General features: G+C 56.4%; 20 protein-coding genes. 13 read left to right on the plus strand and 7 right to left on the minus strand.

Annotated elements, in window-relative coordinates; all coding sequences use genetic code 11:
* Nucleotides 1–13: 13 nt before the first annotated feature.
* The 10 genes from ACR0BU_RS14980 (at nucleotide 14) to yddG (ending at nucleotide 8111) form a co-directional block, all read left to right on the plus strand.
* Nucleotides 14–580 (plus strand): TlpA disulfide reductase family protein, encoded by a 567-nt coding sequence (locus tag ACR0BU_RS14980; protein WP_298935345.1) that lies wholly within the window; start codon nucleotides 14–16, stop codon nucleotides 578–580.
* 178 nt (nucleotides 581–758) lie between these two features.
* The gene (locus ACR0BU_RS14985; protein ID WP_298935346.1) at nucleotides 759–1088 is read left to right on the plus strand and encodes a hypothetical protein; all 330 of its coding nucleotides are present in this window, start codon (nucleotides 759–761) and stop codon (nucleotides 1086–1088) included.
* A gap of 60 nt (nucleotides 1089–1148) precedes the next feature.
* The gene (locus tag ACR0BU_RS14990; protein ID WP_298935347.1) at nucleotides 1149–1535 is read left to right on the plus strand and encodes a hypothetical protein; all 387 of its coding nucleotides are present in this window, start codon (nucleotides 1149–1151) and stop codon (nucleotides 1533–1535) included.
* Nucleotides 1532–2503 (plus strand): sterol desaturase family protein, encoded by a 972-nt coding sequence (locus ACR0BU_RS14995; protein ID WP_480736474.1) that lies wholly within the window; start codon nucleotides 1532–1534, stop codon nucleotides 2501–2503. Before ACR0BU_RS14990 ends, ACR0BU_RS14995 begins: the two co-directional genes overlap by 4 nt.
* A gap of 93 nt (nucleotides 2504–2596) precedes the next feature.
* Nucleotides 2597–2785 carry a hypothetical protein gene (locus ACR0BU_RS15000; RefSeq protein ID WP_299080670.1) on the plus strand — a complete coding sequence of 63 codons (189 nt, stop codon included), beginning with the start codon at nucleotides 2597–2599 and terminating at the stop codon, nucleotides 2783–2785.
* 99 nt (nucleotides 2786–2884) lie between these two features.
* The gene (locus ACR0BU_RS15005; protein WP_480736476.1) at nucleotides 2885–3718 is read left to right on the plus strand and encodes an EAL domain-containing protein; all 834 of its coding nucleotides are present in this window, start codon (nucleotides 2885–2887) and stop codon (nucleotides 3716–3718) included.
* A 194-nt stretch (nucleotides 3719–3912) separates the two neighbouring features.
* Nucleotides 3913–5088 (plus strand): acetyl-CoA C-acetyltransferase, encoded by a 1176-nt coding sequence (locus tag ACR0BU_RS15010; protein ID WP_299080665.1) that lies wholly within the window; start codon nucleotides 3913–3915, stop codon nucleotides 5086–5088.
* A 187-nt stretch (nucleotides 5089–5275) separates the two neighbouring features.
* Entirely contained in the window at nucleotides 5276–5998 is a 723-nt protein-coding gene (phbB, locus tag ACR0BU_RS15015) for an acetoacetyl-CoA reductase (RefSeq protein ID WP_299080663.1), read from the plus strand.
* Nucleotides 5999–6300: 302 nt separating this feature from the next.
* The gene (locus tag ACR0BU_RS15020; RefSeq protein ID WP_480736477.1) at nucleotides 6301–7248 is read left to right on the plus strand and encodes a transcriptional regulator GcvA; all 948 of its coding nucleotides are present in this window, start codon (nucleotides 6301–6303) and stop codon (nucleotides 7246–7248) included.
* A complete protein-coding gene (gene yddG, locus ACR0BU_RS15025) occupies nucleotides 7245–8111 on the plus strand; it encodes an aromatic amino acid exporter YddG (RefSeq protein WP_480736478.1) in 867 nt (288 codons plus the stop codon). Before ACR0BU_RS15020 ends, yddG begins: the two co-directional genes overlap by 4 nt.
* Here yddG and ACR0BU_RS15030 read toward each other — a convergent pair.
* The 3 genes from ACR0BU_RS15030 to ACR0BU_RS15040 form a co-directional block, all read right to left on the minus strand.
* Entirely contained in the window at nucleotides 8108–8272 is a 165-nt protein-coding gene (locus ACR0BU_RS15030) for a YdcH family protein (protein ID WP_298935355.1), read from the minus strand. The genes yddG and ACR0BU_RS15030 overlap by 4 nt on opposite strands.
* Before the next feature lie 122 nt (nucleotides 8273–8394).
* Nucleotides 8395–9168, minus strand: coding sequence for a tRNA1(Val) (adenine(37)-N6)-methyltransferase (locus tag ACR0BU_RS15035; RefSeq protein WP_480736479.1), 774 nt, complete (start codon nucleotides 9166–9168; stop codon nucleotides 8395–8397).
* On the minus strand, nucleotides 9165–9380 hold the full coding sequence (locus tag ACR0BU_RS15040; protein ID WP_298935357.1) for a putative signal transducing protein: 216 nt from the start codon (nucleotides 9378–9380) through the stop codon (nucleotides 9165–9167). The genes ACR0BU_RS15035 and ACR0BU_RS15040 overlap by 4 nt, the downstream gene beginning before the upstream one ends.
* A 56-nt stretch (nucleotides 9381–9436) precedes the next feature.
* Between ACR0BU_RS15040 and ACR0BU_RS15045 the strand changes: the two genes are divergently transcribed.
* The gene (locus tag ACR0BU_RS15045) at nucleotides 9437–10435 is read left to right on the plus strand and encodes a polyprenyl synthetase family protein (RefSeq protein WP_300068657.1); all 999 of its coding nucleotides are present in this window, start codon (nucleotides 9437–9439) and stop codon (nucleotides 10433–10435) included.
* Here the strand turns inward: ACR0BU_RS15045 and ACR0BU_RS15050 are convergent.
* The 4 genes from ACR0BU_RS15050 to soxR all read right to left on the minus strand — a co-directional run bounded on the left by ACR0BU_RS15050 (nucleotide 10428) and on the right by soxR (nucleotide 15294).
* Nucleotides 10428–11249, minus strand: a complete 822-nt coding sequence (locus ACR0BU_RS15050; RefSeq protein ID WP_480736481.1) for a 4-(cytidine 5'-diphospho)-2-C-methyl-D-erythritol kinase — start codon at nucleotides 11247–11249, stop codon at nucleotides 10428–10430. The two genes, ACR0BU_RS15045 and ACR0BU_RS15050, sit on opposite strands and share 8 nt — an antisense overlap.
* Nucleotides 11239–12951: a tetratricopeptide repeat protein gene (locus tag ACR0BU_RS15055; protein ID WP_480736483.1), complete on the minus strand. Its 1713-nt coding sequence runs from the start codon at nucleotides 12949–12951 to the stop codon at nucleotides 11239–11241. The genes ACR0BU_RS15050 and ACR0BU_RS15055 overlap by 11 nt, the downstream gene beginning before the upstream one ends.
* Nucleotides 12952–13055: 104 nt before the next feature.
* Nucleotides 13056–14702, minus strand: a complete 1647-nt coding sequence (locus tag ACR0BU_RS15060; protein WP_480736485.1) for an electron transfer flavoprotein-ubiquinone oxidoreductase — start codon at nucleotides 14700–14702, stop codon at nucleotides 13056–13058.
* A 136-nt stretch (nucleotides 14703–14838) separates the two neighbouring features.
* Nucleotides 14839–15294: a redox-sensitive transcriptional activator SoxR gene (gene soxR, locus ACR0BU_RS15065; protein WP_480736487.1), complete on the minus strand. Its 456-nt coding sequence runs from the start codon at nucleotides 15292–15294 to the stop codon at nucleotides 14839–14841.
* Between the two features lie 86 nt (nucleotides 15295–15380).
* On the opposite strand from soxR, the gene ACR0BU_RS15070 reads away from it, so the two are divergent.
* Both ACR0BU_RS15070 and greA read left to right on the plus strand, forming a co-directional pair.
* Nucleotides 15381–15761 carry a VOC family protein gene (locus tag ACR0BU_RS15070; protein ID WP_480736489.1) on the plus strand — a complete coding sequence of 127 codons (381 nt, stop codon included), beginning with the start codon at nucleotides 15381–15383 and terminating at the stop codon, nucleotides 15759–15761.
* Nucleotides 15762–15995: 234 nt separating this feature from the next.
* The gene (gene greA, locus ACR0BU_RS15075; RefSeq protein WP_298935365.1) at nucleotides 15996–16466 is read left to right on the plus strand and encodes a transcription elongation factor GreA; all 471 of its coding nucleotides are present in this window, start codon (nucleotides 15996–15998) and stop codon (nucleotides 16464–16466) included.
* The last annotated feature ends 9 nt before the right edge of the window (nucleotides 16467–16475 follow it).

Below are 16475 nucleotides of genomic sequence, written 5' to 3' on the forward strand. Positions count from 1 at the left end.
ACCCGGAGTTGATATGCGCCTATTTCGTCTGATCCCCCTTTATATGGCCCTTGCGCTAGGTGCAAACGCGGCTTTGGCAACCGATGCCGAGACACTGGCGCCGCTGCGCGATGGCAGCCTGAAGCGCCTGATCCTTCACAAAGAGCCGAAGCCCGTCGAAGCGGTTGAGTTTGAACTGGAAGACGACGGCGGCACAGCGTCACTGGCCGACTACAAAGGCAAGTATGTGCTGTTGAACTTCTGGGCCACCTGGTGTGCCCCCTGTCGCAAAGAGATGCCTCAGATCGCTGAACTGCAGGACGAATTTGGGGGCGACAAATTCGAGGTTCTGACCTTGGCGACTGGCCGTAACTCTCCGGCAGGCATCAAGAAATTCTTTGATGAAAACGGCATTGATAATCTACCTCGGCACCAAGACCCGAAACAAGCGGTTGCGCGCGAGATGGGCGTTATTGGTTTGCCGATCACTGTAATTATTGATCCTGAAGGCAATGAAATCGCTCGTCTGATTGGTGATGCCGAATGGAATTCTGACAGCGCAAAGGCAATCATTTCCACCCTGGTCGAGGCAAATAGCTAAATTCTTGCGAAATCACGCCAATCTCTGCGACGCCTTCAGAGGGAGAATGACAGGCTAAAGCCGTGTCTACGACCATTTCGAACTCGGTCGAAAACACCTTAGTCAAAATATGCTAGACTGGACCCGGCCCAAAACGGGCCGGTTTTTGTTTGTATGTAACCCGAAAAAGGAGACCGTGATGAAACCTGTGGTTCTGCTGATCGGGCGTTTGCCAAACGTGATCGGTGACGTGGCACTGCAACTGGATCACCTGCCGATCCAATGGCTGGGCGCGCACGATCAGGCCGAGGTTCGGCATCAACTGGACACCGAACCCCGGATTACTTGCGCCATCATGGGTGCAGGCTTGGATGATGTCGTACGCGGCGAGATGATTGGCATTATCGCCTCGCGCCGGCCGGATATCTGCATCCACCTTAAGGATCGTGCGTCAGGCCCTGAGGGCCTTGTTCCATTTGTGCTCCGAGTGGTTCAGCACGAAATTTTGGAAAGACTGGAACGAGGCTGACGCCACGCCACCTTTGACAGCCCCCTGCCCGCTTTGCACTCTGTCGCCGGGGAGGACGGCATGCCGCTTGAAATTCTATTGATTTTAGTGGTCGGTGGGATTGCCGGTATCACTCTCCTATTGCACCTGACCGGACGATCGAGCCTGCGCGTTTTGACGCAAGAGACCGCCCGGATGGATTGGCGGCGCCATTTTCCGGACGATGTGGTGATTGATGTCACGGTCTCGCACGATGGCCATGCCGCCTTAGTTCGAACTGAGACCGGCACCGGCCTGTTATGGTCCCTCGGCGCAGATACTGTGGGCCGGCATCTGTTGGATTTTGACTGGATCGAGCATCCGAACGGGTTCGAATTTCAGTTTCGCGACTTTAGCTCGCCCGGTGTCGTTGTTCACCTCGACGAAATTGAGCGCCGTCACTGGCAGCACCTGATGGAGCCTTCATGACCGATCACGTAAGCTTTCCCGACGCCGTTCAATGGGCCGTCCCTTTTTTTATCGCCGCGATCTTGGCCGAGTTCCTGTGGATCACCACAAAGGGCCGTGGTGGGAGGTACGAGACCCGCGATGCGGTGACCTCTCTGATCATGGGCGCGGGTAACATTGCCTCAGGATTTGTGCTTGGTTTCATTGCCTATGCGTTCTTTATGTGGATGTGGCAAATCACGCCGCTGAACCTTGGCACCTCGATTCCGATCATCATCCTGTGCTTTGTGCTGGATGATCTGCGATACTACTGGGTGCATCGGTTCGGCCACCGTATCCGCTGGGTCTGGGCCAGCCATGTGAACCACCACAGCTCGCAGCACTACAACCTGACCACGGCGCTGCGTCAGACCTGGACCTATACCTTTACGTTCATGATGGTTGTACGGGCACCGCTGATCCTGCTGGGATTCCACCCGGCTTTGGTCTTGTTCTGCGGCGGTCTGAACCTGATCTACCAGTTCTGGATTCACACCGAAGCCATCGGCAAAATGCCTCGCTGGTTTGAAGCTGTGATGAACACTCCCAGTCATCATCGCGCGCACCACGGCCGTAATGCGCGCTATCTCGATTGCAACTATGCCGGCGTCTTCATCATCTGGGACAAGATTTTTGGCACTTTCGTGCCCGAGCAGGAAGATGACCGCGTCGACTATGGGCTGGTTCACAACATAGGCACGTTCAACCCGTTGCGCATCGCCTTTCACGAATGGGTGGGCATCTGGCGCGACGCGACTCAGCCGGGTCTGACTGTGCGCCAAAGACTTGCCTATTGCTTTGCCCCGCCAGGTTACAGCCACGATGGCAGCCGGGACAGCTCGGAGCAGATCAAGAAAAAGCATCTCGACAGACACCCGAGTGATCGCGGAACGCCCGGATTCGAGCAATTTGACAAAAATCCGCCCAATATCCGGGCAAAACGCGCCTGACGACTTCGCGAGCAAGGTCAGTAAGCCTTGTAATCCGGCCCTGATGCACCATATCGGTCGTCATGTGTGGAGTATGAGTGTCCGGAGGCCAGAATGACCCGCGTAACAACCGTATCAACTGTTATCGGGCTGTTGGGTCTGGTTCTGGCGATGTTCGCAGCAATCGGCACCGCTGTGACAGCTTTGATCGCATTGGGCTTTGCAATGATGGTTCTGGGCGCGGTGGGGGCTATCTTCGGCGCCGCAGCGACACTGGTACAAGCCGGACAATCCGCACGCTGACCCCTCATATTTTCTGAGATCCCTTAACTGCAGATTCACCTGTTTGCCGTGAGACTGTGACCGAACCCATGTTCGGCATCACACAGGGAACCGTTGCTCATGCGGGACAAGAAGCTTGCAGATCTTCCCGAAGGGTCGGAAAACCCGTTGAACGCTGCAGTCTCGACCCGGGACCGCTCGGTCGTTCAGATGGCAACAGACGCAGTAAAACACAAGCAATGCAAACTGGCGTTTCAACCTGTCATGCAAGCGCACGCCCCACATGGCGTTGCCTTTTATGAAGGTTTCATTCGCGTCCTCGACGAAACCGGTCGTGTCATTCCGGCCCGGGATTTCATGCCTCAGGTCGAAAACACACCGATCGGTCGGGAACTGGATTGCGTCGCGCTGGAAATGGGTTTGCGTACACTCGTTCGAAACCCTTCCATCCGATTGTCCATAAACATGTCGGCCCGGTCGATTGGTTACGCCCGCTGGTCCGGCGTGTTGGGCAGGTTTCTAAAAAGGGACGCAAGCGTGGGCGAGCGTTTGATCCTTGAGATCTCGGAAAGCTCTGCAATGCAAGTCCCCGAGCTTGTCGTAGATTTCATGGATCGCCTGCAGGAACGCGGCATTGCCTTCGCGCTAGATGATTTTGGTGCAAGCAACTTCAGTTTTCGCCATTTTCGCGAGTTTCTGTTTGATGCCGCCAAAGTAGACGGGCAATTCATTCGGGGGATCAGCGAGAACCCCGACAATCAGGCACTGGTGCGTGCTTTGATAGCGGTGGCGCGGGAATTCGAAATTCTGGTAACGGCCGAATCGGTCGAAACCCAGCAAGATGCAGCGTTCCTTATCGCCAGCGGCGTGGATTGCCTGCAGGGCTTCTTGTTTGGCGCACCATCGGTCGCACCGCCCTGGAAACAGGAACCACACTCGAAAACAGGGACTTAACCGAACGCCGCTATCGCAATAATTCGCCCCCTCGGCCGCTGAGACAAGCTGTCCGTTGCTGCGTGTGCAGCATTGCGCTATGGCAGAGAGTGCTGGAGCGGGGGATCACGAGGCGCTCTGATACCGGGAGAGAGCTTCTCTGCCACCCGCGCCGTCAGATTTCCCGAAAGACCATGACGGTAAAGGACTGACTTATGACCAACGTAGTAATCGCATCCGCCGCACGCACAGGTGTCGGCAGCTTTAGCGGTTCGTTTGCGAACACCCCTGCACATGATCTGGGCGCTACCGTCCTGGAGGCAGTCGTCGAACGCGCCGGGATCGACAAGGGCGAAGTAAGCGAAACCATTATGGGTCAGGTGCTGACCGCCGCTCAGGGCCAAAACCCCGCACGTCAGGCGCATATCAATGCCGGGCTTCCCCAGGAAAGCGCCGCATGGGGCATCAACCAAGTCTGTGGCTCGGGCCTGCGCGCTGTCGCGTTGGGCGCACAGCATATCCAATTGGGCGATGCCGATATCGTGGCCGCCGGTGGACAAGAGAACATGACACTGTCACCCCATGCCGCCGCGCTGCGCGCCGGTCACAAGATGGGTGATATGAAATACATTGATACGATGATCCGTGACGGTCTCTGGGATGCCTTCAATGGCTATCACATGGGTCAGACCGCCGAGAATGTCGCCGAGAAATGGCAGATCAACCGCGACACACAGGACGAATTTGCTGTTGCGTCTCAGAACAAAGCCGAAGCCGCGCAGAAGGCTGGCAAATTCGCCGACGAAATCGTGCCGTTCATCATCAAGACCCGCAAAGGCGACATTGTGATGGACAAGGATGAATACATCCGCCACGGCGCAACCATGGAGGCCATGGCAAAGCTGCGCCCAGCCTTCGCCAAGGAAGGTTCGGTAACAGCCGCCAACGCATCCGGTCTGAATGACGGCGCCGCGGCAACCTTGCTTATGTCGGCCGAGAACGCCGAAAAGCGCGGGATTGAGCCTTTGGCCCGCATCGCATCCTACGCCACTGTTGGGTTGGACCCGTCGATCATGGGCGTTGGCCCGATCTTCGCGTCACGCAAGGCGTTGGAAAAAGCAGGCTGGTCCGTAGAAGATCTGGATCTCGTCGAAGCCAATGAAGCCTTCGCAGCGCAGGCCTGCGCCGTGAACAAGGACATGGGTTGGGATCCATCAATCGTGAACGTCAACGGCGGCGCCATCGCCATCGGACACCCAATCGGTGCATCCGGTTGCCGTGTCCTGAACACACTGCTGTTCGAAATGAAACGCCGCGATGCGAAAAAGGGTCTGGCGACCCTGTGCATCGGTGGCGGAATGGGCGTCGCCCTATGCGTGGAGCGTGACTGATTGCGCTGACAAAAACACAGAAAAGGGCGCCCCGTCGGCGCCCTTTTTTGTTACAATTCAATTCTATCACTTGCGTGCGACAATATTGACGAACAGAAAGCAAACAATCTTGACGAAACAATATTGCGCACAACTCTCTCTCAGAGTAACAGCATTACCAAGGCGACTAAATTTGGAGGATTCCTAAATGGCACGTACAGCACTCGTCACCGGCGGCTCTCGCGGCATCGGCGCAGCAATTTCTAAGGCGCTCAAGGCCGAGGGATGCAATGTTGCAGCCACCTATGCGGGGAATGACGAAGCCGCGGCGAAGTTTACAGAAGAAACCGGCATCGCCACATACAAATGGAATGTCGCTGACTATGATGAATCGAAGGCAGGTATCGAAAAAGTCGAGGCCGAAGTTGGCCCGATTGATATCGTTGTCGCAAACGCTGGCATCACCCGCGATGCCCCGTTCCACAAAATGACGCCCGAGCAGTGGCATCAGGTGATCGACACCAATCTGACCGGCGTCTTCAATACAGTGCACCCGATCTGGCCCGGCATGCGTGAGCGGAAATTCGGTCGTGTGATCGTCATCAGCTCGATCAACGGGCAAAAGGGCCAGTTTGCTCAGGCGAACTATGCGGCGACCAAAGCGGGCGATCTGGGTATCGTCAAGTCGCTGGCGCAGGAAGGAGCGCGCGCCGGTATCACCGCCAACGCGATCTGCCCAGGCTATATCGCTACTGAAATGGTCATGGCCGTACCCGAGAAAGTACGCGAAGCCATCATTGGCCAAATCCCAGCGGGACGTTTGGGTGAGCCAGAAGAAATCGCGCGCTGCGTCGCGTTCCTGGCATCTGATGATTCACAATTCATCAATGGCTCGACCATTTCTGCCAACGGCGCACAGTTCTTCGCATAAATCCTAGACGTGCAATGAATTGGGCCGGTCCTTTTGGACCGGCCCTTCTTGTATCCCGTAAGAACGCGCGCGCTGCGTTCAGCGGGAACCAAACAACCAGTTCAAAGCCCTGGCGATCGCTTTGGACCGTTCAAGATGAGCGCGCTGAAAGGCGCGGGCCGCTGCGGGGCTGGTGGTGACCTCGATCATAGCAAAGTTCCTTTCAGATCAGTTTCATTTGACTTACTCTGAATATGCGCCTCTAAATCAGACGCGACAAACGAGCTTTTTCGAACATTCAGTTAAGAAATACTTGACTATAAATGAGCGACTACCTTCCCCCTCTGACCGCATTGCGCGCCTTTGACGCCGCAGCGCGTCACATGTCATTTGCAAAAGCAGCAGCTGAACTGCACGTCACGCCGGCCGCCCTTTCGTTCCAGATAAAGTCCCTTGAGGAACACTTAGGCCGCCCCCTGTTCCGCCGCCTCAATCGCGCTGTTGAACTGACCGAAGCAGGTCAAGCGCTGGCCCCAGGTGCCGCCGAAGGGTTTGCGACGCTGCAGGCGGCATGGCGTACGGTAAGGCGGCAAGAGGATGACAGCAGCCTGACGGTTACAGCGGGCCCGGCATTGACAGCCAAATGGCTTGCGCCACGCCTATATGAATTTGCGCGTGCGCATCCGGAAATCGATCTGAAGTTTTCGGCAACATTGCGCAATATGGATCTGGAACGGGACGATGTGGATGTCGCCATTCGATTTGGCTATGGGCAGGATGACGGCCTTTATTCGGTGCCAGTTAGAAAGGAATGGCTAACACCCGTTATGACGCCCGAGCTGGCCGATCAATTCGCAACACCAGAAAGCCTAAAGAATGCACCTTTGATTCATGATGAATCGATCAGCTTCCTGAAACCTCCCTGCGATTGGCCCGCGTGGTTCCGGGCAGCCGAAGTGGAATTTGTTCCAATTCATGGCGCCCATTTCTCGAATGCGGATCATGCGATCGATGCGGCTGTTGCAGGGGTCGGCGTCGCTTTGGGCCGACGCGCTATGATATTGAAAGATCTTTCCGAAGGGCGGTTAGTCGCACCATTTAAACTCGCAATTGAAACAAAAGGTCGGTTCCGTTTTTTGTGCCTGCCCGGCGCGGAACAGCGGCCTCAGATTGCAGCATTTCGGGACTGGTTCTTATCCGAAATTGAAAAGACCGCCCATATATCCGATGAGTTCAAAATCATCCCGATAGAGAAGGTGCCCGGGCCGTGACTAAAATGCGCGCAACATTTATCGGCTTTGGTGCTGTTTTGCTTTGGGCATTGTTAGCTTTGTTCACCGTTGGGTCGGCACCTACGCCGCCGTTGTTGCTGAACACAATCTGCTTTTCAATTGGCGGAACGCTTGGCCTGATATGGGCCTGGTTCTCGGGTGGTTTCAGCCAGTTAAGGCAGGTGCGCTGGACAACCTACCTGTTCGGGGCTTTAGGACTGTTTGGCTATCACGCCCTGTATTTTTCTGCGCTGCGCATGGCCCCGGCGGCCGAAGCCGGACTGATCGCATATCTCTGGCCGTTGCTGATTGTTTTGTTTTCCGGCCTGTTGCCTGGCGAGCATCTTCGACTTGGCCATCTAATCGGTGCAGGCCTCGGCTTTGTTGGAGCTGCAGTCATCATTACAGGGGGTGGAAGCACTGGCTTTCAAGCCCAACACCTTCCCGGCTATGCTTTGGCATTGCTGTGCGCTCTGACATGGTCTGGCTATTCAGTTCTGTCCCGTCGTCTGGGTGATACACCCACAAGTTCTGTTGCCGTTTTTTGTATCGCAGCGGCAATAGCATCTGCAGTGCTGCATCTGGCAGTGGAGGAAACCGTTTGGCCCACCAACACAATCAGTTGGATTTCTGTGCTTGCGCTGGGTCTGGGCCCTGTTGGACTGGCGTTTTATGTCTGGGATATCGGGGTCAAGCAAGGCGACATCCAAATACTTGGAACCGCCTCATATGCGGCACCACTTTTGTCTACGCTGGTATTGGTGGTGGCCGGGATCGCCGCCCCGTCCTGGGGATTGGCGATCGCGGCTTTGTTGATCACTGGTGGTGCCGTGATTGCGGCACGCGCCAGCCTGCGACCCTAAGCGGACAGGCGTTCGATCTCTTCTTTCAGTTTTAGCTTTTGTTTCTTGAGCTGGGCGACATGGAGATCATCGATACCTGGCGAGCGTTGGGCTTGTTCTACTTCGAGACCGAGAGTTTCGTGCTTCTTCTTCAGTTCCGTCAGATGTGCGCTCACGCTCATGGCGATCCTCCTTCTTCACGTGTCTGAGTGATACGTAAGAAGTTGACCACATCAAATCCGGCCTGTCACGCCGCAGACGCACAGAATCTGTAATAAATCCGACAAAATCGGCTGGTCATTGCTTATTGAACCGAAAACCCGGACAGCGCCGCGCCCGCACGCAGTATCGCTGAAACTTCGGGCGTGTAGCTGTCGCCATCTTTTGTATGACGGTCACCCGCATGCAGAATCAGCGGAGCATGCAGCCGAAATGCTGCGCCACCACCTTTGCGGGCGCGCACGATAACCAGCTCGGCGTCGCGGCCGATGCGCGCGCAAAGCGGTAAAACCTCGACAGACCCCAACCTGTTTGCGCAGGCTGACAGAATATCCGGCAGCCGTTCCGCTTTTTGAACCATATGCAAATAGCCCTTTGGAGTGAGTCGTTTGGCGGCGACGGCAACCCAATCTTCCAGCGGTGTCTTTTCACCCAGTGCAATACTCCTGCCTGTGTCTGACGCTGGGCTATGTGCGTCCGGGCGATAGTAAGGGGGGTTTGCAATCACGTGGTCAAACATCCGGCTACGCAAGCTCACCGGCAATAGGTTCAAATCAGCCTCGACAACGTCCAGCTGAACCCGGTTCTGATCGGCATTTCGACGGGCCAGATCGGCATAGGGTGACTGCACTTCAACGCCTGCCAACTGCAATTCCGGGATACGCGCAGCAAGACACAGAATGGCAGCTCCGGCCCCGCATCCAAGCTCTAGTACAGATTGTCCGGGTTGAGCAGGCACTGATGCTGCCAACAGAACAGGATCAACACCGGCGCGGTACCCTGACAAAGGCTGCAACAGCTGTACCTGCCCGCCCAGAAAGGCGTTGCACGTCAGATCACTGTCTTTGAACCGGGTCATCGCCCCAACGGGATCTCATTGTCGCGCATGACACGTTCAGCCCGCGCTAAATCATCCGTCCGCACCATCAGGCGGCGCGGGAAGATTCCGATGCCTCCTTCGAGGATGCTCATATTTACGTCCATCTGAAAGCAGTCTATATCCTCGCCTTCAAGAAGAGCGGATGCAAAAGCCAGGATTGTCGGATCGGTGCTGCGCAATAGTTCTTTCATGGGGATGGATGTAAGGGCAAGGCGAGGCAGAAGTCGAGCCTTGTATCAGGAGTGTGATGAACGTCAGCACGATCTCGAAACCGCATGAGCGGCTCGCCGAAATTCTGAGCGGTGATATGGAGGCGGTAAACACGCTGATCCGTACCCGCATGGCGTCAGAGCATGCACCAAGGATTCCCGAAGTAACAGCGCATCTGGTCGAAGCCGGAGGTAAGCGCCTGCGCCCGATGCTGACCCTCGCTGCGGCCCGGCTGTTTGGGTATTCGGGCGAGCATCACGTGCGCCTTGCCGCAACTGTTGAGTTCATTCACACCGCGACCCTACTGCATGACGATGTGGTGGACGAAAGCGCTCAACGGCGCGGGCGACCCACGGCAAACTTGCTGTGGGACAACAAGTCCAGCGTGTTGGTGGGCGATTATCTGTTTTCCCGCAGCTTCCAGTTGATGGTTGAAACCGGTTCCCTGCGCGTTCTGGACATCCTCGCCAATGCGTCTGCCACCATTGCCGAAGGCGAGGTGCTGCAAATGACCGCAGCCACCGACCTGAGCACGGATGAGAGTGTGTATCTGCAAGTTGTGCGCGGCAAGACAGCAGCGTTGTTTTCAGCCGCAACCGAAGTGGGCGGCGTGATCGCGGGTGCATCGGAGCAGCAGGTTCAAGCGCTGTTCAACTATGGCGATGCGTTGGGTATTGCCTTTCAGATTGCTGATGATCTGCTGGACTATCAGGGCGACAGCAAGGCGACTGGGAAAAACGTCGGCGACGATTTTCGCGAACGTAAACTGACCCTGCCGGTGATCAAAGCCGTGGCTCAGGCCACGCCCGACGAACGCGCCTTCTGGGATCGCACAATCGCGAAAGGTCGCCAGCAGGATGGTGATTTGGACCATGCAATGGCGTTGATGAACCAATACCGCACCTTGGAAGCAACCCGATCAGATGCCCTGGGTTGGGCGGCCAAGGCCAAATCTGCGTTGGACGCCTTGCCTGATCACGAGATTCGGACCCTCCTGCGCGAGCTGGCCGACTACGTCGTCTCGCGCCTCAATTGAGCTGCGTCGCGCGGCACCACCACTCGGGATGCGCCGCGCCAACCTCGTAAGCTGCGAAATGGGCAGCCTTCATCGATGGATAAAGGGCGAAACACGTCGACCCTGATCCCGACATACGCACCAGCAACACATCTCTGGTTGCGCCCAATTCTTCCAAAACTCGCCCTATCTTGGGGGCCAGTTCCACCGCAGAACTTTGCAGATCGTTCCGCTGCGCGCCCAGCCACTCGGCACAAGCATCAGATGCTTCGAAATCCGGTATTTCGTCAGGCATGGCCGAGTTCCGGCGCGTTTTCATCGCGCTGAATACCGCGCCCGTGGGTACTTCGACGCCAGGATTGACCAGCACTGAATAGAACCGAGGCAGGGTTAACGGAGTGACTCGGTCGCCAATCCCTTCCATCCGAGCGGCCACTGCCTTCACGCAGACAGGAACATCCGCCCCAATAGACAAGGGTAGGTGTTGCGGCACCTCGCTCCCCTGGTCTGCAACCATCCGCAAAACTGCAGCCGCATCTGAAGACCCACCGCCGATGCCGCCGCCATGAGGCAGCACCTTGTTCAGATGAACACGCCCGGTCCAACCAACCGTCTCAGCCGCCTTCCAAACCAGATTGCGACTGTCGGTGGGAACGCCTTTGGCATGTTCGCCAGTCACGTCCAATGACAGGTTTGGACCCGGAATAAATTCTAGTTCGTCGCCAACGTCCGCAAAAACAACCAAAGAATCCAAAAGGTGATAGCCATCGTCTCGCTGGCCGGTCACATGCAGGGTCAGGTTAACTTTTGCAGGCGCGAAGGCCTTAGTTGCCATTTGCAACCTTCAGAGGTTCTGCGCCTTCTTCAGCCAGCACCACATCCAGCCCAACTTCCAGTTTACGGCGGATACGGTCCGGGTCAGCCTCAGCATCCGTGTCCTCGGGATCGACGAAGGAGAGCGCGCGCTTCCACTGAAACTCGGCCTCGCGACCCCGACCGACAGCCCAGTACACATCGCCCAGATGATCGTTGACCACTGGATCAACCGGCATCAACTCAACTGCACGCTCCATGTGTTCAACGGCTTCGTCATAGCGACCAAGGCGGAACAGAACCCATCCGAGGCTGTCAACAATGTACCCGCTGTCAGGACGTGCGGCGACCGCGCGCTCAATCATGTCTAACGCCTCATCCAACTTTTCTTGCCGTTCTACCAGGGAATAGCCCAGATAATTCAGTACTTGCGGCTGATCCGGGTTCAGCTCCAACGCGCGACGGAAATCGGTCTCGGCCTGATCCCAGTTCTTAAGGCGCTCATGCGATATGCCCCGGGCATAGTGCAAAAACCAGTTGCCTGCTGATGCGCTGTCAGTCAGCTCAATAGCGCGGTCGTAGGAGGTAACTGCAGCCGCATAGTCTTCCTGCCGCCGTTCCAAGTCCGCCAGTGCAACGTGAACACTCGGTAGGTCTGGTTGTTGCGCGGCCAGATTCTGAAGGACTTCAACCGCTGCATCCATCTTTCCAGAACGACCCAGAACCTCGGCCCGACCCAGCTCTGCGGCGTGGTAGTCGTTACTCTCCGTTGGCACAGTTCGATAGGCTTCAACCGCCAGGTCATATTGGCTCAGCTCATCCAACAGCTCGGCACTCAGCAAGATTGCGTCGACATGGTTCGGACGCAAGAAGTTTGCTGTCCGTGCATACAACAATACATAGTCAGGTGACGCTTCAGAATTAAGCGCGGCGCCAACCGAGAAGAAGATCTCGGCCACGCCATCCTGCGCGGATCGGACATGAGTGAACGGCAATGTCTCTCCAGCGCCCAACCGCGCCAGATAATTCTCGATCGACGGGTCACTGCCTGCGGCAAATACGTTGTTCAGGAACTCGATCGCATCCTCATCGCGATCCAGCTGAGACAACACTTCGGCACGAGCCAACGCAGCGCGGCGCGAAAATTGTGCGACGACGCCATCATTGGCTCCGAACACCGCCTCGGATCCTTCAAAATCACCAATTGAGGCCAGTGCCATCGCCTTGTGGTAAAGGGCGAACTCCTTCAGGCCTTCTTGCGTCGAGACAGCATCAAACTGTTCCATCGCCTTGGTCATCTCACCCTGACCCAAATAGGCCCAAGCCGTCATCAACCCATCAACCAAAGGGCCAACCCCTTGTGTCTCGGGGTCTCGGGCTAGCAGGTCATCCAATTGTCCATCTGCAACCAGATTGGCCGCAATCACCATACGTGCGGCTTGGCTTGGCAGCTTCGCACCTTCGATAGTCTCGGCAATCGGCAAGGCACGCTCGATCTCGCCCAGCGCAAGACGGGCAACGACAACGCTTTCCAACAAAAGTTCATTCTGCGGATCGAATTTCAGCGCCTGAGCATAGTATTGTTCGGCAGCCGAATAATCATTCTCGTAAATCGCCTGACGACCCGCCAGATAAGATCCGGAACCCGTATCTGCATAGACCGGCATTGCGACTGTTGAAGAGAACAGCACGGCCAACACCGCGCGACGAACCAGGGAAACCACCAAAATCCTGCCTTGTTGTCATTAGACTACAGTCAAGCTAGGGCTTTGGTCAGGAAGAGGCAATGGCAGAGCCTTCACGACCCTGCAAGTGCCCGTTTTTTCGCTTACATATTCGGGTAGTTTGGCCCATCCCCACCTTGCGGCGTGGTCCATGTGATATTCTGGCTGGGATCCTTGATGTCACAGGTTTTGCAATGCACGCAATTCTGGAAGTTGATCACGAATCGCGGCCCGTCTTCGTCCTGGACCATTTCATAGACCCCCGCCGGGCAATACCGCTGTGCCGGTTCGTCGAATTTGGGCATGTTGACCTTGACCGGAATTTCCGGGTCCGACAGGTGCAGATGGCAGGGCTGGCTTTCCTCATGGTTCGTCATCGCAAAGGACACGTTGGTCAGGCGATCAAAAGACAGTGTGCCATCCGGTTTCGGGTAATCAATCGGCTGATGCTTGCTGGCTTCTTCCGTGACCTCAGCATCGTTTTTACCGTGCCCCATGGTGCCAAATAGCGAGAAGCCCAGCGTGTTTGTCCACATGTCCAGACCGCCCAGTGCCAGAGACGGGAACAAGCCCCATTTCGACCACATCGGCTTGACGTTGCGCACCTTCTTCAGGTCTTTGCCGATGGCGCCACCGCGCACATCGGTTTCATAGGCGGTCAGCTCATCGCCCGAACGCTCGGCCCTGATGGCATCGAATGCCGCCTCGGCCGCAGCCTTGCCTGACAGCATCGCATTATGGTTACCCTTGATGCGCGGCACATTGACCATGCCCGCCGAACAGCCCAGCAATGCCACGCCAGGTGCCACCAGTTTCGGCATCGACTGCCAGCCACCTTCGGTGATCGCTCGCGCGCCGTAAGCCACACGCTTGCCGCCTTTCAGCAGCTCAGCCACCATCGGGTGGTGCTTAAAGCGCTGGAATTCCATGTAGGGATAAAGGTGCGGGTTCTTGTAGTTCAGGTGGACCACAAACCCGACATAGACCTGATTGTTTTCAAGATGGTAAATGAACGATCCACCACCTGCGTTGCCGCCCAGAGGCCAGCCCATGGTATGCGTGACCGAGCCTTCCTTGTGTTTGGCCGGGTCAATCTCCCAGATCTCTTTCATGCCGACGCCGTATTTCTGCACTTCTTTGCCGGCAGACAGGTCATATTTGGCAATCACTTCCTTAGACAGCGATCCGCGCACACCCTCGGACAAGAAGACGTACTTGCCGTGCAGTTCCATGCCCGGCTCGGTGTTGGGACCGTAGGAGCCGTCGGCTTCCAGACCAAAGACACCAGCAACCACGCCTTTTACTTCGCCGTTGTCACCGTAAACCAGTTCCGAGCAGGCCATGCCCGGGAAAATCTCAACACCCAGCTCTTCGGCCTGTTCGGCCATCCAGCGGCAGACATTGCCCATCGAGACGATGTAGTTGCCGTGGTTGTTCATCAGCGGCGGCATCGGGAAGTTGGGGATGCGGATCTTACCCGCTTCACCCAGCATATAGAAATTGTCTTCGGTCACCGGCGTGTTCAACGGCGCACCTTTTTCCTTCCAGTCGGGAGTCAATGCATCCAGACCGCAGGGATCGAGAACCGCACCCGACAGGATATGCGCGCCCACTTCTGAGCCTTTTTCAAGAACAACAACGTTCAGGTCGGCATCCAACTGTTTCAGACGGATGGCCGCCGACAGGCCCGCAGGACCTGCGCCCACGATCACCACATCGTATTCCATCGCTTCGCGTTCAATCTCGGCCATCGCGGGCTCCTTAGCTAACTTTCCGAATTGGCGCTCTCACCGCATGGTCTGCGCAATTTTGTTTCACGGCTGATTACCTGTTTGAAAAGACCTTGGTCAATCGAAACACGGCGTAACAAAGTCGCATTGCGGCAGTTTATGCCTCTGGTGCGTCCCCCAACAGGTATCTGGGACCACTTCCATGGAACTTAGCCCGATCATCCGGATTGTAGAGGGCGCATTTTGGCAGGCTCAGACATCCACAGCCAATGCAGCCATCCAAATTGTCGCGCAATCGCATCAAGGTGTCGATTCGCTGATCCAGATGGGAACGCAAGCTGACACTGATATCCTTCCAGTCTTTTGGCGTTGGGGTTCTATTTCCCGGCAGGCCAGAAAGAACCTCCCGGATCTCGGGCAGCGTTAACCCGAATTGCTGGGCGATCATGACAAAGCTCAGGCGCCGAATGTCCGCCCGCTGATACCGCCGCTGCCCGCCGGCATTGCGCCACGGCGAGATCAATCCCTGCGTCTCGTAGTACCTTATTGCAGAAACCGCCAACCCGGTGCGCTGCGCCAATGCTCCGATTGCCAGGCCTTCAGAAACAGCCATCAGATCCTCAAAAAATATCTTGACCTAAAGTTAGGTTTAGAAATTACGGTGAGTCGAAGCAAGTCAAAAGTTGAAAAGGAAACACTATGACGGCGACACTTGAACACACCAACTTCACTGTAAGGGATCCAAAGGCATCTGCAGCATGGATGGAAAAAGTCTTTGGCTGGAAAACCCGCTGGGAAGGCGCGGCCATCGCGGGCGGCTACACGGTGCATGTTGGCAGCACCCACACCTATCTGGCACTTTACGCCCCTTCCGATCCCAGGCCAGCAGGGGAAAGCAGCTACGATGTTGTCGGCGGGCTGAACCATGTGGGCGTTTTGGTGGAGGACATCGACGCCACCGAAGCCAAAGTCCGGGACGCCGGGTTCGACCCTCATAATCATGCCGACTACGAGCCAGGCAAGCGATTCTACTTCGACGATGACAATGGCATAGAATTCGAAGTCGTTCAGTATGATTGAGATGTTGTGGCTCGGAACCGACGCGCATCGGTGGCGACGGGGTGAGCTTCTGGGGCAACGCCACAGGCGATCCCCGCCACCTCCGAGACGGCGCTAAGTCGCGAATCCAGCGCCTCGCGGCCTTTGGCCTCTTGCAATTTACACGCCATTTGGGTCAGGTATTCGCCAACCTATCCTTCGCCCCGACGCTTTTGTGCGGCGGGGCGACTCAATTTTTGCGTGGACAAGTAGAGTATGGAAAAGATCCCAATGACGCCTTCGGGCAATGCCGCGCTCGGAGCCGAGCTTAAAAATCTCAAATCCGTCGAGCGTCCGGCGATTATCGAGGCGATTGCGACGGCTCGGGAACTTGGGGACCTGAAGGAAAACGCCGAATACCATTCGGCCCGCGAAAAGCAGGGATTCATCGAGGGCCGTATCAAAGAGCTTGAAGGCATTCTGTCGCTGGCCGATGTGATCGATCCGGCCAAGCTGTCCGGTGCGATCAAGTTTGGTGCCAAGGTCACATTGGTCGACGAAGATACCGACGAGGAAAAGACCTGGCAAATCGTTGGCGAATACGAGGCCAATATCGAAGCTGGTCTGCTGAACATTAAGTCGCCCATCGCCCGCGCCTTGATCGGCAAGGAAGAAGGCGACAGCGTCGAGGTCAGCACGCCGGGTGGCGTCCGATCTTATGAAGTTCTGAGCATCACATACGCCTGACCGGAGCAC

It is taken from the genome of Ruegeria sp. CK2, assembly GCF_056536585.1.

Coding starts and splice junctions, on each gene's coding strand:
- ACR0BU_RS14980 (WP_298935345.1), top strand. CDS start 14: ATGCGCCTATTTCGTCTGATCCCCCTTTATATGGCCCTTGCGCTAGGT.
- ACR0BU_RS14985 (WP_298935346.1), top strand. CDS start 759: ATGAAACCTGTGGTTCTGCTGATCGGGCGTTTGCCAAACGTGATCGGT.
- ACR0BU_RS14990 (WP_298935347.1), top strand. CDS start 1,149: ATGCCGCTTGAAATTCTATTGATTTTAGTGGTCGGTGGGATTGCCGGT.
- ACR0BU_RS14995 (WP_480736474.1), top strand. CDS start 1,532: ATGACCGATCACGTAAGCTTTCCCGACGCCGTTCAATGGGCCGTCCCT.
- ACR0BU_RS15000 (WP_299080670.1), top strand. CDS start 2,597: ATGACCCGCGTAACAACCGTATCAACTGTTATCGGGCTGTTGGGTCTG.
- ACR0BU_RS15005 (WP_480736476.1), top strand. CDS start 2,885: ATGCGGGACAAGAAGCTTGCAGATCTTCCCGAAGGGTCGGAAAACCCG.
- ACR0BU_RS15010 (WP_299080665.1), top strand. CDS start 3,913: ATGACCAACGTAGTAATCGCATCCGCCGCACGCACAGGTGTCGGCAGC.
- phbB (WP_299080663.1), top strand. CDS start 5,276: ATGGCACGTACAGCACTCGTCACCGGCGGCTCTCGCGGCATCGGCGCA.
- ACR0BU_RS15020 (WP_480736477.1), top strand. CDS start 6,301: ATGAGCGACTACCTTCCCCCTCTGACCGCATTGCGCGCCTTTGACGCC.
- ACR0BU_RS15030 (WP_298935355.1), bottom strand. CDS start 8,272: ATGAGCGTGAGCGCACATCTGACGGAACTGAAGAAGAAGCACGAAACT.
- ACR0BU_RS15035 (WP_480736479.1), bottom strand. CDS start 9,168: ATGACCCGGTTCAAAGACAGTGATCTGACGTGCAACGCCTTTCTGGGC.
- ACR0BU_RS15040 (WP_298935357.1), bottom strand. CDS start 9,380: ATGAAAGAACTATTGCGCAGCACCGATCCGACAATCCTGGCTTTTGCA.
- ACR0BU_RS15045 (WP_300068657.1), top strand. CDS start 9,437: ATGAACGTCAGCACGATCTCGAAACCGCATGAGCGGCTCGCCGAAATT.
- ACR0BU_RS15050 (WP_480736481.1), bottom strand. CDS start 11,249: ATGGCAACTAAGGCCTTCGCGCCTGCAAAAGTTAACCTGACCCTGCAT.
- ACR0BU_RS15060 (WP_480736485.1), bottom strand. CDS start 14,702: ATGGCCGAGATTGAACGCGAAGCGATGGAATACGATGTGGTGATCGTG.
- soxR (WP_480736487.1), bottom strand. CDS start 15,294: ATGGCTGTTTCTGAAGGCCTGGCAATCGGAGCATTGGCGCAGCGCACC.
- ACR0BU_RS15070 (WP_480736489.1), top strand. CDS start 15,381: ATGACGGCGACACTTGAACACACCAACTTCACTGTAAGGGATCCAAAG.
- greA (WP_298935365.1), top strand. CDS start 15,996: ATGGAAAAGATCCCAATGACGCCTTCGGGCAATGCCGCGCTCGGAGCC.